At 63.5% G+C, this 12,934-nt stretch carries 12 protein-coding genes and 1 pseudogene; 3 read left to right on the forward strand and 10 right to left on the reverse strand.

Going from position 1 to position 12,934, the window contains the following annotated elements; all coding sequences use genetic code 11:
• Nucleotides 1–122 precede the first annotated feature (122 nt).
• From ACOJSJ_RS08120 to araD1, 3 genes are read right to left on the reverse strand one after another with little or no spacing between them, the layout of a single operon-like run.
• Nucleotides 123–1,691, reverse strand: a complete 1,569-nt coding sequence (locus tag ACOJSJ_RS08120) for an alpha-N-arabinofuranosidase (protein ID WP_420144482.1) — start codon at nt 1,689–1,691, stop codon at nt 123–125.
• A 22-nt stretch (nt 1,692–1,713) separates the two neighbouring features.
• A complete protein-coding gene (locus tag ACOJSJ_RS08125) occupies nt 1,714–2,640 on the reverse strand; it encodes a Gfo/Idh/MocA family protein (protein ID WP_420144483.1) in 927 nt (308 codons plus the stop codon).
• Between the two features lie 11 nt (nt 2,641–2,651).
• Nucleotides 2,652–3,644: an AraD1 family protein gene (gene araD1, locus ACOJSJ_RS08130; protein ID WP_420144484.1), complete on the reverse strand. Its 993-nt coding sequence runs from the start codon at nt 3,642–3,644 to the stop codon at nt 2,652–2,654.
• Nucleotides 3,645–3,847: 203 nt separating this feature from the next.
• Between araD1 and ACOJSJ_RS08135 the strand changes: the two genes are divergently transcribed.
• Nucleotides 3,848–4,612 carry a FadR/GntR family transcriptional regulator gene (locus ACOJSJ_RS08135; RefSeq protein ID WP_420144485.1) on the forward strand — a complete coding sequence of 255 codons (765 nt, stop codon included), beginning with the start codon at nt 3,848–3,850 and terminating at the stop codon, nt 4,610–4,612.
• Between the two features lie 16 nt (nt 4,613–4,628).
• Here the strand turns inward: ACOJSJ_RS08135 and ACOJSJ_RS08140 are convergent, their stop codons facing one another.
• From ACOJSJ_RS08140 to ACOJSJ_RS08150, 3 genes are all read right to left on the reverse strand, one after another.
• Complete coding sequence (locus tag ACOJSJ_RS08140) at nt 4,629–5,525, reverse strand: bestrophin family protein (protein WP_420144486.1); 897 nt, start codon at nt 5,523–5,525, stop codon at nt 4,629–4,631.
• Complete coding sequence (locus ACOJSJ_RS08145; RefSeq protein WP_420144487.1) at nt 5,522–5,875, reverse strand: gamma-glutamylcyclotransferase family protein; 354 nt, start codon at nt 5,873–5,875, stop codon at nt 5,522–5,524. Before ACOJSJ_RS08145 ends, ACOJSJ_RS08140 begins: the two co-directional genes overlap by 4 nt.
• A gap of 148 nt (nt 5,876–6,023) precedes the next feature.
• Entirely contained in the window at nt 6,024–7,331 is a 1,308-nt protein-coding gene (locus ACOJSJ_RS08150; protein ID WP_420144488.1) for a sugar MFS transporter, read from the reverse strand.
• Between the two features lie 124 nt (nt 7,332–7,455).
• Between ACOJSJ_RS08150 and ACOJSJ_RS08155 the strand changes: the two genes are divergently transcribed.
• Nucleotides 7,456–8,634, forward strand: coding sequence for an aldose epimerase family protein (locus ACOJSJ_RS08155; RefSeq protein WP_420144489.1), 1,179 nt, complete (start codon nt 7,456–7,458; stop codon nt 8,632–8,634).
• A 1-nt stretch (nt 8,635) separates the two neighbouring features.
• Nucleotides 8,636–9,493, forward strand: a complete 858-nt coding sequence (locus ACOJSJ_RS08160) for an SMP-30/gluconolactonase/LRE family protein (RefSeq protein WP_420144490.1) — start codon at nt 8,636–8,638, stop codon at nt 9,491–9,493.
• A 255-nt stretch (nt 9,494–9,748) separates the two neighbouring features.
• On the opposite strand, the gene ACOJSJ_RS08165 is transcribed toward ACOJSJ_RS08160, so the two are convergent.
• The 4 genes and pseudogenes from ACOJSJ_RS08165 to ACOJSJ_RS08180 form a co-directional block, all read right to left on the reverse strand.
• Nucleotides 9,749–9,904, reverse strand: a complete 156-nt coding sequence (locus ACOJSJ_RS08165) for a hypothetical protein (protein ID WP_420144491.1) — start codon at nt 9,902–9,904, stop codon at nt 9,749–9,751.
• Between the two features lie 18 nt (nt 9,905–9,922).
• Complete coding sequence (locus ACOJSJ_RS08170) at nt 9,923–10,633, reverse strand: hypothetical protein (protein ID WP_420144492.1); 711 nt, start codon at nt 10,631–10,633, stop codon at nt 9,923–9,925.
• Between the two features lie 103 nt (nt 10,634–10,736).
• The gene (locus ACOJSJ_RS08175; RefSeq protein ID WP_420144493.1) at nt 10,737–11,954 is read right to left on the reverse strand and encodes a toxic anion resistance protein; all 1,218 of its coding nucleotides are present in this window, start codon (nt 11,952–11,954) and stop codon (nt 10,737–10,739) included.
• 95 nt (nt 11,955–12,049) lie between these two features.
• A pseudogene (locus tag ACOJSJ_RS08180) lies at nt 12,050–12,934 on the reverse strand (peptidase S10); the annotation flags it as partial.

Consider the following 12,934-nt stretch of genomic DNA (forward strand, 5'->3'; position numbering starts at 1 on the left):
CATGAGGTGTCGGGCCATCGTGACCTCTCCATAGGTAAACTAAGTGCTCCTGCTTTCGCAGGAGCACTAGGTAGAAAGGATGGAGCGGGCGGTAATTCCACCCACCGCCCGCTCCAAACAGCTTAGTTCAGTTCCAGCACCACGACCGACTTGGCCGGGAGCGTGACGGTCAGCGTGCCGCCGCTGACCTGCGCGCCGGTGAAGGCGACAGGCTTGACGGTTTCGGGCGCGTCGAACGTGTTGTGGGAATTGATCGCCGATGCTGTCAGCACGCGGCCGGTGACGGTCGCGGCATTGAGGCCATCCAGCTTCACCGTCACGGTATTGGGCTGATTGGGGTCAAGGTTCGACAGGCCGACATGGACCTTGCCATCCTTGCCCCGAACGGCGGAGCCGCTGACGGCGGGCATGGTATACTGATCCTTGGCATACCAGGGGGTCTGGATGTCGATCGGCAGCACCGTTGCATCCTGCCACGGCTTGTACATTTCGAAGACATGATAGGTGGGCGTCAGCACCATCTTCTTACCTTCGGTCAGGATCATCGCCTGAAGCACGTTCACCATCTGCGCGATGGCGGTCATGCGCACGCGATCGGCATGTTTGGCGAAGATGTCGAGGTGGATCGACGCGATCAGGGCGTCGCGCAGCGTATTCTGCTGACGCAGAAAGCCGGGATGGGTGCCTTCGTCCTGCGCATACCAGCTGCCCCATTCGTCGACCGCCAGGAAGACGCGCTTCTTGGGATCGTACTTGTCCATGATGGCGCTGTGCTTGGTGATCAGCTCATCCATCTTGCGCGCGCCATTCAGCGCGTCGGCCCAGCCATTTTCATCGAAATTGACCGGGTGCGCCTTGGGCGGCCATCCGCCCTGGGGCAGGGTATAATAATGCAGCGACAGGCCGTCGAGTTTGTCGCCCGCGAGGCGCATCATGGTTTCGGTCCAGTTATAATCGTCCACATTGGCGCCAGCCGCGATCTTCATGATCCGGGTGCCTGCGGGCGCCTTCACGAAAGTGGCGTAGCGACGGGTTTCGTCCGCCGCGAATTCGGCGCGCATATTGCCGCCGCAGCCCCACAGTTCGTTGCCGATGCCGAAATAGGGAACCGCCCAAGGTTCCTTATGGCCATTCTTCGCGCGTTCGTCGGCGAGGCTGCCGGCGGGCGAGGTCATATATTCGACCCATTCGGCCATTTCCTGCGGCGTGCCGTTGCCCACATTGCCCGCAACATAGGCCTGCGCCCCGACCTGACGGATCAGTTCGAAAAATTCATGGGTGCCCACGCTGTTGGGTTCGGTCACGCCACCCCAATGGGTGTTGATCTTGACCGGGCGCTTGGCCTTTGGTCCCACGCCTTCGCGCCAGTGATATTCGTCAGCGAAGCAGCCGCCGGGCCAGCGGATGATTGGCACCGACAGATTTTTCAGCGCCGAAATCACGTCGTTGCGGAAACCGTTGGTATTGGGGATCGACTTGTCATTGCCGACCCACAGGCCGCCATAGATGCCGTTGCCCAGATGTTCGGCGAACTGGGTGAAGATCGCCTTGTCATAGACCGGGCCGGGCGTGTCGGCGTGGATGGTCGCGGTCGTCGGCTTGCCATTGGTGTCGGCGAGCGCGCCCGTCGTGGACAGCGCGCTGGCGCTCAGCAGCAGCGCAGCGGAAGCACGGCGCAAGAACTTCATCATATTCCTCTCCCTGTTGGAATGTTCAGTCGTGAAAGGCGGTGGTTATTTCGCGGGTGCCGCGCAGGAAAGCGTCGGCAACAAGGCGCAGCGGGCTGGTGTCAACGTCCGAACGGCCGCCCCGGATCAGCGTGGCGAACCGGGCATAAAGGCCCGCATATTCGACATCCTCACCATGGTCGGTGCCGCTGGGCAGGGTCAGGACCGCGCCGCCATGGCTGAGCTTGAGCGTCCCCGCATCGGTTTCGACGATGATGTCCCAGCTTTGCGGGCCGGTCTGCCGCCAGTCGAGATCCATATGGATCGGCGCGCCCGCCGTGTCGCGGAAGGCAAGGTCGGCGGCGATCGGCGCGGCGCGGTTTTCGGGCAGCACCAGTGTCGCGTCCTTCAGGAAGAAGGGGCGCGGCAGTATATGGGTGACGATGGACAGGGCGTTGATGCCCGGATCGAACACGCCAAGGCCGCCGGGCTGCCAGATCCATGCCTGACCCGGATGCCACACACGGACATCCTCCCGCCAGACGATCGACACCTTGTCGATCCGCCGTTCGGCCAGCCACGCCCGCGCCGGGGCGACCCCGGCGGCGAAGCGGCTGTGCCATGCGGCGAACAGGCTGACGCCGACCTTGTCGGCCTGTGCCTTCAACGCGTCCACTTCCGCCAGAGTCGCGCCGGGCGGCTTTTCGAGGAAGAGGTGGATGCCCTTTTTCAGGGCCTGCGTCGCAAGGTCGTAGCGGACCTGCGGCGGGGTGCACAGCGCAATGGCGTCCACCGCCGGACCCTGGGCGAGCAAGTCGTCCAGGCTGGCATGATGCGGTACCCCGACAAGGCCCGCATCATGCGGGCTGACGGTGGCGGCCAGGCTGAAGGCGCTGTTGCCCAGTATCGCGGGCACATGCTGATCGCGGGCGATCTTGCCTATGCCCACGATCGCGATGCGGATCGGGTCCATGTGCCTGACGTTCAGAGCTGCTGGACGGCGACCTGAACGGGGGCAGCGCGCTTGAGCGGGTTGCGCACCGGCAGGGTGAAGGGCGCGGCGATGATTTCGAACACGTCATCTTCCTGCGGCACGATGCCGTCGCTGAACGACAGGGTCGCGGTACCGAAGAAATGGACATGCACGTCGCCCGCGCGGCGGAACAGATCATATTTGAAATGATGATGTTCCAGATTCGCGAAGCTGTGCGACATATTGCCTTCACCCGACAGGAACGGCTTTTCCCAGATGGTTTCGCCATTGCGGATGATGCGGCTGGCGCCTTCGATATGTTCGGGTGGGGTGCCGACCAGCAGTTCGGGGCCAAGCGCGGCCTGACGCAGTTTCGAGTGGGCGAGCCACAGATAATTGTGGCGTTCGGTCACATGGTCGCTGAACTCGTTGGCGAGCGCGAGGCCGATGCGATAGGGGGTGCCGTCTTCGCCGATGATGTAGATGCCAGCCAGTTCGGGTTCTTCGCCGCCATCCTTGGCAAAGGCGGGCATGGTGAGCGCGTCGTTCGGGCCGACCAGCTGCGACCCGTCGCCCTTGTAGAACCATTCGGGCTGCTGGCCGACTTGCCCGGCGGCAGGCTTGCCGCCTTCCAGGCCTTCCAGGAACATGCGCATCGAATCGGTCTGCTTTTCGACGGCGGCCGCTTCGCGGTGCATCTTGTCGCGGCCTTCGGCGGAGCCGAGATGGGTGAGGCCGGTGCCGGTCAGCTGGACATGCGCGCCATCTTCATGATCAATGGGGGCGAGCAGGCGGTTCGCGGCAAATTCGGCGGCGATGTCGACGGCGTCGCCCGTGCCAGCGGCCGCCACGGCGGCGGCGAGATCAATGCCCTGCGCGATGGCATGCAGCGCCAGTGCGCGGATGGTGGTGAAACCCGGCACGATATGAGCCGCATCGCCCTGCGCGGCGATGACCGACCGTTCACCGCTGTCCGAACGATGCTGCAACAGGCGCAATGTCATTGAAAACTCTCCTCCCGCGCGCCCGACCGGGCGCCACTTCCATAGCAAGCGATAGCCGCCGTCCGCCCGAAATCGCCCGGAAGGACGCGGCGGCAGCGGTGAATCCGATAATTACTCCGACATATTACAGGAAGATGGTAATGGCAATCCTTGTATTATAGGGATGGATGTGCCTGATTGGGGGAAAGGCGAGAGGAGCGCGAATGGTGAAGGAAAATCCGTCTTTGCAAGGGGACGAGACGGACAATGGCAACGGCGCCAAGGCGGTGCGCGGACCGGGGCGGCGTTTGCACGGCGCGATCGCGCATAAGCTGGGCATGGCGATCTTGTCCGGCCAATATCAGCCGGGCGATACCCTGTCCGGTGAAGTGGCCTTTGCCGAGGAACTGGAGGTTTCGCGCAGCGCCTATCGCGAGGCGATACAGGTGCTGACGGCCAAGGGGCTGGTGGAAAGTCGACCCAAGGCGGGGACACGGGTGTTGCCGCGCAACCGGTGGAACCTGCTGGACCCCGAAGTGCTGGCATGGGCCTTTGCCGGAGAACCCGACGTGCAGTTCGTGCGCGACCTGTTCGAACTGCGCGCCATCGTCGAGCCTGCCGCCGCGCGGCTGGCGGCACAGCGGCGCGACAAGGAAGATCTGCGCATCATGAAGGATGCGCTGGCGGCGATGCGGCGCCATACGCTGGCGACCGAAGCGGGGCGGGCGGCGGATCGCGATTTCCACAACGCCATCCTGCATGCGACCCGCAACGACGCGTTGTTGACGCTGACGGCAAGCATCGGCGCGGCGGTCAACTGGACCACCCAGTTCAAGCAGCGCGCCCGCGCCCTGCCGCGCAACCCCATTCCCGACCATGTGCGCGTCTATGACGCGATTGCGGCGGGCGATGCGCAGGCGGCGGCAGAGGCGATGGGGGTACTGGTCGATCTGGCGCTGGAGGATACGGCCAGCGCGATGAAGGGATAGATCAGGGAAGGATAGATCAGGTCAGCACATTATGGGTCGGCTCGATGGGCGGCGGCAGATCCGATTCGCCCAGAGCCGACAGCATTTCCCGTTCCACCATGCGGGTCATGGCGTCGATCGACAGGTCGTTGGGCTCAAGGCCGAAGGGTTCCTCCAACTGATCGCCCAGCGCATCGAGGCCGAAGAAGGTGTAGCTGACCAGAAGGGCCGGCAGTAGCGTCCACCAGCCGAGCGTCCCCGCCAGCGCAAAGGGCAAAGCGAGGCAGAAGATCATCGCCGTGCGATGCAGCAGCAGCGAATAGGTGAAGGGCAGGGGCGTGAGGAGGATGCGTTCGCACCCGGCCTGAACCTGCGACAGCAGGTGCAGCTGTTCCTCCAGCAGGCTGTGATGGATGGGGCCGATCCGACCGTCGCGCATCAGATGCAGGCAATGACGGCCCAGATGCTGGAGCAGGGCGTCGGTCGGGTTGACGGCGTCCAGCCAGGGGCCGTCAAATCCATGGGCGGCAATGGTACCCCGTTCGTCCGTGCGGCGCAACCGGGCGGCAAGGCCCGCGGTAAAGGCCGACAGGCCGGTCAGCAGCAGGCGGCGATCCGCTTCATCCAGGATCGCGGCGCGCCGGGTGAAGGACCGGCAGGCGATGATCAGCGATCCCCATAATTTGCGCCCTTCCCACCAGCGGTCGTAACAGGCGTTGTTGCGAAAACTCATGAAGATCGACAGCGCGATGCCGATCAGCGTGAAGGGGATGGCGCTGATCTGCGAAAAAATGCCCGGATGCGCGTGCGCGGTCAGGACGGCGGCCACGCCGAGCAGTGCGATCACCAGCAACCGCCCCTTGATGCGCGGCAGGACGGAGCCGCGTACGGTGAAGGCGATGTCGATCAGGCTGGGGCGCGGGCGGACGATCATGCGGCGTGATTCTCTGCCCGTTCGCCATAGATATAGGCGGTGAGGCCCGACCGCAGTGTCACTTCGCGGCGGACATAATCGACTTCATAGGCATCGGCGCTGGCGATGTCCTGCGCGGTCAGACGGAACAGCAGGCCTTCCACCGCGTCCGCCGGATCGTCGCTGGGCTGGACCATCGGGTGCCAGCGCGTGCCGCTTTTGGCGATGACGTCGGGGTCGGTGATTTCGATCATGCGGCTGGCAAAGCCGGGCAGCGCGTCCGGCGTCCCTTCCACCCGTCGCCCGAACAGCGCCATCTGCACATCGGCCTGACGCAGCGTGCCGTAGGAAAAGAGGAGAATATCGGCCATGGTTCTGCCTTGAAGCGTCGGGATTGCGGGGCAGATAGGGCTCTGCGTCGTCCGTGGGAAGGGTGCTGGACAAAATGCGCCAAAGCAGAAGGGGCCGGAGCGACATGCGCCCCGGCCCCTTTCCATGCTGCCGGTTCGCGGTCGACGCTTAGGCGTCGATCTGCTGATCGGGCAGGGCGTTGGTCGTCTTCGATCCCCAAAGGGCGTAGAAGAGAACGTAGAGTTCGCAGGCCGCAGTCAGCAGGAAGCTGGTCTGCAGACCATAATGGTCCGCCAGCCAGCCCTGCACCACCACCAGCGCGCCGCCCGCGATGGCCATGATCAGCAGGCCCGATCCTTCCTCGGTCAGCGGGCCAAGGCCCTTGATGCCGAGGGTAAAGATGGTCGGGAACATGATCGAATGGAACAGGCCGACCAGGATCAGCGACCACATGGCGACCGGGCCGGTGGTGAAGACCGTGACGAGCATGACGATGAAAGCGCCGATCGAGAAGGCGGCGAGGACATGGCCCGCATCGAACTTCTGCATGATCGCCGAACCCGCGAAACGGCCGACCATCATCCCGCCCCACAACAGGGTCAGGTAATTGCCCGCCTGTTCGTGGGTCAGGTTGGCGATATTGGGCTGGCTGACGAAGTTGATGAACAGGTTGGCGACGCCGATTTCCGCGATCAGATAGATAAAGATCGCGGGGATGCCGAACACCAGATTGCGATGGTTCCACAGCGAATGCTTCTTGCGCTCTTCCTTGTTGTGGCGCTGCGTCGCGTTGCCCATGGCGGGCAGCGGGAAGCGGGCGATCACCACCGCCAGCACCGCCAGCACGACGGCGACCAGCACATAGGGCAGGACCACCGACTGCGCGTCGGCCAGGCGTTCGGCCTGCGTCAGGACGACTTCGCCCTGCGCCGTGCCGCCCTTCGACCGGCCGAGAATCAGGTAGGCGCCGAACATCGGGGCCAGCATGGTGCCCATCGAGTTCATCGCCTGCACCAGATTGAGGCGCGAGGAGGCGGTTTCGGGCTTGCCCACGACCGCGACATAGGGGTTGGCCGCAACCTGCAGCAGGGTGATGCCGCTGGCGATGACGAACAGCATGACCAAGGTCACGCCATAGGAGGGGATGGATGCCGCCACCGTCATGCCCAGCGCGCCCGCCGCCATGATGAGCAGGCCGATGACCATCGATTTCTGGTATCCGACCCGCTCGATCAGCTTCGCCGACGGGATCGATGCGAAGAAATAGGCGATGAACCACACCGATTCGATCAGCGTCGTCTGGGTGTAGCTGAGGTCGAACACGCTGCGCAGATGGGGCAGCAGCGTGTTGTTGATGACGGTGATGAAGCCCCACATGAAGAAGAGGCTGGCAAGCAGCGCGAGCGCGGGGCCGTAGCGCGTGCCGGGATTATAGGTCGCGGTTGCCCCCGCGCCTGAGGAAATCGGTCCTGCCATTCATCCTTCTCCAGTGCAGTTCCAGTAGCGTGTCGCCCGATCAAGGGTTGCCTACGCTTATTTTGTCGGAGTATATCCCCCTCAACCGCCCGTCAATGGGCGTAGCGTTACCGGGAGGAAGTCCATGCGAAAGGTCGTCGATATGAAAACAGCGTTGTCTTACGCACTGATTCTGGGCCTTACAAGCGGGACGGCCTTGTCGGCCGCAATCCTCGCAAGCGGGACCGCGGTTGCCGCCGAAGCGACCCGCGCACCGGCAGGCACCGCCAATGGCGAAGCGGTCGAAACCATCACGCTGAAAAACGGCGCGGGTGTGTCGGCAAAAATCCTGACCTATGGCGCGACGCTTCAGTCGCTGTCCGGCCCGGACAAGTCGGGCAAGGTCGCGGACGTGCTGCTCGGCTATGACGACCTCAAGGGCTATGTCGATTTTCCGAACTTCTTCGGCGTCACCGTGGGCCGCTATGCCAATCGCATCGCGGGCGGCAAGTTCAGCATCGATGGCAAGGCCTATCAGCTGCCGCTCAATGACAAGGTCAATTCGCTGCATGGCGGCAGCAAGGGTTTTGACAAGCAGGTGTGGAAGGTCGTGTCGGTCAAGAGCGGGCCGAAGGCGAGCCTGGTGCTGGGCCTGACCAGCCCCGATGGCGATTCGGGCTATCCCGGCAAGCTGGACGTGACCGTCACCTATACGCTGGACGAAGCGGGCAACCTGGGCATCGCGTTCGATGCGAAGACCGACAAGCCGACCATCGTCAACATGACGAACCATGCGATCTTCAATCTTCAGGGCGAAGGATCGCCCGATGGCGCGATGGGGCATAAGCTGACCATCCCCGCCAAGGCCTATACCCCGGTCGACGCCAATCTGATCCCGTCGGGCGAACTGAAGCCGGTCGAAGGCAGCGTGTTCGATTTCCGCAACGGTCGCCGCGTGGCCGACGGCATTCGCGACGGTCGCGATCCGCAGATCATCGCCGGTCGCGGTTACGATCACAACTGGGCGCTGGACAAGGGGCTGACGAAGGTGCCGGGGCTGGCCGCGCGTCTGGAAGACCCGGTGTCGGGCCGCGTTCTGGAAGTGCTGACCACCGAACCGGGCGTGCAATTCTATACCGGCAATTTCCTCGACGGCACCTTCATCGGCAAGCAGAGCCATGTCTATCGCATGGGAGACGGCATCGCGCTGGAACCGCAGAAGTTCCCGGATTCGCCTAACAAGCCGAACTTCGTGTCGGCCCGCGTCGATCCGGGCAAGCCTTACCATCATGAAATGGTCTATCGCCTGTCGGTGGCCCGTTAAGATGGCGCAATGGCGCAAGATCGACCGTGATGTCGCGGACGTGCTGGGCGAAGGTACGCTCTGGTCCGCGCGCGACAATGCGGTTTACTGGGTGGACATCCTGACCCCCGCGCTCAACCGGCTGTCGCTGGATGGCGGAGCGGTCGAACGCTGGGCGATGCCGGAACCGCTGGGCTGGGTCGCGGAGCGCGAGGCGGGCGGCTTTATCGGCGGGTTCCAGAGCGGCTTTGCCGAAATCAGCCTCGACCCGCTGACCATCACGCCGTTCGGCGACCCCGAACCGCATTTCCCCGGCAACCGGATGAATGACGGCAAGGCGGATGCGCAGGGCCATATCTGGTGCGGCACCATGGACATGAGCGAGGAGCATGATCGCGGCGCGCTCTATCGTCTGGCGCCCGATCGCAGCTGGAGCGTGATCGACAGCGATTATCGCGTGCCCAACGGCCCCGCCTTCTCGCCCTGCGGTCAGTGGCTCTATCATAGCGATACGGCCAAGCAGCAGATGTACCGGTTCCGCCGCACCGAAACGGGCGCGGGGGAACGGGAGCCGTTCATCCGCTTTGGCGCGGAAGATGGCTATCCCGACGGCATGACCGTGGACGCGGAAGGGCATATCTGGGTCGCCCATTGGGGCGGCAGCCGGATCAGCCGCTTCACGCCCGAAGGCAAGCTCGACCGCGCCATCGCCCTGCCTGCGCGGCAGGTAACCAACATCACCTTCGCCGGGCCGAACCTGGACCGCATGTTCGTCAGCAGCGCGACCGTAGGGCTGGAGGATGCCACCGAATATGATGGCGGCTTCTTTGAGGTGGACTGTGACGTGCGGGGATTGCCGACAAACCTTTACGCGGGCTGAAACATCGGTTCTCCGGCCAAGGAGGCGTGCAGGGGGCGTGGTCGATTCATGACGACCGCGCCCTTTTCCTATCTACCACCCAAAGGCGGTTGCGTGATGGAACCGAATCGCCTATTGGGACGGGACAACGTTGTCATGCCTCTCCAAAGCCCGGCAATGTTGCGATCCCGAACGGTCCGCTGGCGAACTGCACGCGTCATGACCGTTCGGGGCGACTTTTCGCCTACATCGATGGAATAGCCTGGTCGGGGGCGATCAGCTTTTCCGGCGCAGGCGCCGGAAAAGCGACAGGCCCAGAAAGCCGCCGCCCACCACCGCGGCGATCGCGCCGCCCGCGGACGCCAGCGCCCATGCGCCCGCCGCCAGCAGACCCGTCAGAAAATCGACGATGATGAGCGTCAGGTGGATCATAAAGGGATCAAGACGGCGTTACTGCCCAAGTTCCCTGGCTTCCTGATATTTCAGTTCCAGAAAACGGTTCTGCGTCGCCAGCTTGTCCAGATCGCCGCTGGCCAGATTCTCGCTCATCCGGCCGATTTCGGCATCGATGACGGACAGCCCCTCAATCAGTTGCTTTTCCGGCACGCGGCCATTGCGTTCTTCGCGGCGCAGCGGCGCGGGAATGGATTGATAGCCGGTCACCAGTTCGGGCAGATGGTCGGCCAGCAGGCGACGGATTTCCTGCGCGGCCGGTTCCTGATCGTTCAGTCGTTCCAGCTGGGGGCTGAGCATTTCCAGCTTCACGCCGATGCTGTCGACCAGCGTCACGGCGGGCGCGGGCAGGGCCTTTCGCTGATTTTCCAGCCAGATTTCGGTCTTGAGCGGCAGGGCGGTGAGTTCCGTCTGGGCAAGCGCTTCGGTCCTGACCTGACCCTGCGCTGGCATCATCGCGATCATCACGACGCACAGGATGGCGATGCCCAGCGCGATCATCACGCCGGTTGTGCCCAGCGGCACGACGAAGCCACTGACCATGCTGGCCAGAAAGACCGCCAGCACCGCCCAGAAGGCATATTTCACCTTGCGCATCAGTCCGGCATTGCGCCGCTGGCGTGCGCGGGACGACAAGCTTTGTCCCCGTTCGCTGTGGCGGCGCAGAACGGCTTCGGCATCGGCCAGCACGCGGTCGGAACGGCTCATGGCACCAACCTTCGTTCGTTTCGAGCGGAGTCGAGAAACGGCATCGCGGCGCCAGACGCTTCTCGACACGCTTGAAGCGAACGGATGTGGGTGACGAACATTCTCACCCCTCGATCGCGCTCAGCAGCGGATTGTCGGCGCGCACTTCCTTGGCGGCCTGCGCCTGACCTTCGGCGCGGGCGATATAGCCTTTCGACTTTTCGACCTCGCCCGACAGGGTATTGACCGTGGTCTTCATATTTTCCAGCGCCTTCAGTTTGAAGGCGTCGATATTATCCATCGTGTCATAGATATTCTGGAAGGCGCGCTGGAGCGTTTCGATGGGGATCGTGCTGGACGCCGCCTGCTCGTGAATCTGGGCGGTCTGGCTTTTCAGCAGTTCGCCGGTGCGGTCGATCATGTTGGCGGTGGTGGTGTTCAGCGCGCTGATCTGTTCCAGCACCAGCCGCTGCCCGACCAGCGCCTGCGCCACCGTCACCGCCGTGCGCAGCGCCGCCACGGTCGTGGTGCTGGCGCGGTCCACGCCCTTCACCAGTTCGACATTATTCTTCTTGACCAGATCGAGCGCCAGATAGCCCTGCACCGTCACCGCCATCTGCGTCAGCAGATCCTGCGTGCGCTGGCGAATGTAGAAGAGCGCGCTTTCGCGGATCGCCTTCGCCTTGGCCGGATCGGACGAATCCAGTTCCAGCGCCTTGGATTCGAGGCGTGCGTCCATCGTCTTGCTGATATGGATCATCTGTTCCAGACGACCCATGGTGGCCCACATATTCTGCCGCTCGACATCGATGGCGGCATTGTCCTTGATCAGGACGTCCTTGCCGCTGGCCAGCGACCCCAGGATCGAATTGATATGGCCCTGCGCGCTTTTATAGCCGTCGAAATAGTCGCGCATCCTGTTGCCGAAGGGGATGATGCCGAACAGCTTCTTGGGCGCCAGCAGGTTGCCGCGCTTGCCCGGATCAAGGTCTTCGACCGTGCGACGCAGTTCGGCGAGATCCGCGCCGACCTTCGTATCGCTGTCCATCGCGCGCACCGGGCGGTCGAGGAAGCGGTTGCTATGGCCCGCCGCCTCCGCAATTTCCTTGCGGCCCATATTGGTCAGCTGATCGACGCGCGCGCCAAATTCGGGCGAATTGGCGTCCTGCGCCACGAGGTCCGCGACGAAGGCATCGACCTTCTCGTCCAGCTTCGACTTCTTCTCATCCTCTATGGGGACAAGGCCCGCCGCCTTTTCGGGCGCGACCGCGGGCACCGGATCGGGCGGCGTCAGGTTCAGCGTATCGGCGGTCGCAGTCGTGGTGGGCGCGGTGCTGGCCATGTGATCTCCCAAAGGACTTTCGCACTGACTGTCATATGTGACTATAACAGTGGCGGTTCAATGGCGATTATGGCCCGGCCCCGCGCCCGATGCAATCAGCGCGCGCCTTCCGCGTAATAACGTTCCATGTCGAGCCGCATCTGGTGCAGCGCCTGCGGGTTGAGGTAAATCATGTGCCCGGCCGGATAATATTTGAACTGAAGGTTCGGGCGCAGCTGGGGTTCCAGCATCATGTGCTTGAGGTCACGCTCGGTCGAGAAGAAGGGTGTCGCCATGTCGTACCAGCCGTTCAGCGACAGCACGCGCAGATGCGGGTTGGTGCGCATCGCGGCGCTGAGGTCGGCGGTGACGTCCGCGACATTCTGACGCCCGCCTTCGGGCGACACATGGCTCCAGTCCCATTTGAAGTCGCCGCCCTCGCGCGCGCTCAGGCGATAGCTGAGATCGGTCTTATAGCCGATCTTGTTCGTCACCTGATCGAGGAAGCTGCCGACATAGAGGCCCGTAATCCCGGTGCTGGACGGATCATATTCCGGCTCTTCGCCCGCCGCGTCCGCGTCCACGCCCTTGTACCGGCTGTCGAACCGCCCCAGCGTCGCATGATCGTCGCGCAGCAATTCCTTGCGGAAGCGCGACAGGCTGACACGCAGGTTCGCGCGCTTGAGGTAATCGACCGACAGGCCGGTGAAGCGGCTCATCTGCTGGGCGACGGCGTCCTCTTCCTGGGCGCTGATGTCCTGCCCCTTCAGCAGCGCGGCGGCATAGGGGCCGATCGCGAACTGGCGCGCTTCCTCGACGAACGCCTCGACCGTCGCGGGCTTGTTCTGCACCTTGTCGTGGAACCAGGCGGTCGCCGCCATCGATGGGAGATTGGTGACGTAGCCGAGCTCGTTGCCCGGCGTGTCGGCGGCCTGGCTGAAGTCGAGGATCGAGGAGATCAGGATGATCCCGTTGATCGCGACGTCGGTGTACGATCCCTC

Source organism: Sphingobium sp., from assembly GCF_048594625.1.
Classification (GTDB): Bacteria; Pseudomonadota; Alphaproteobacteria; order Sphingomonadales; family Sphingomonadaceae; genus Sphingobium.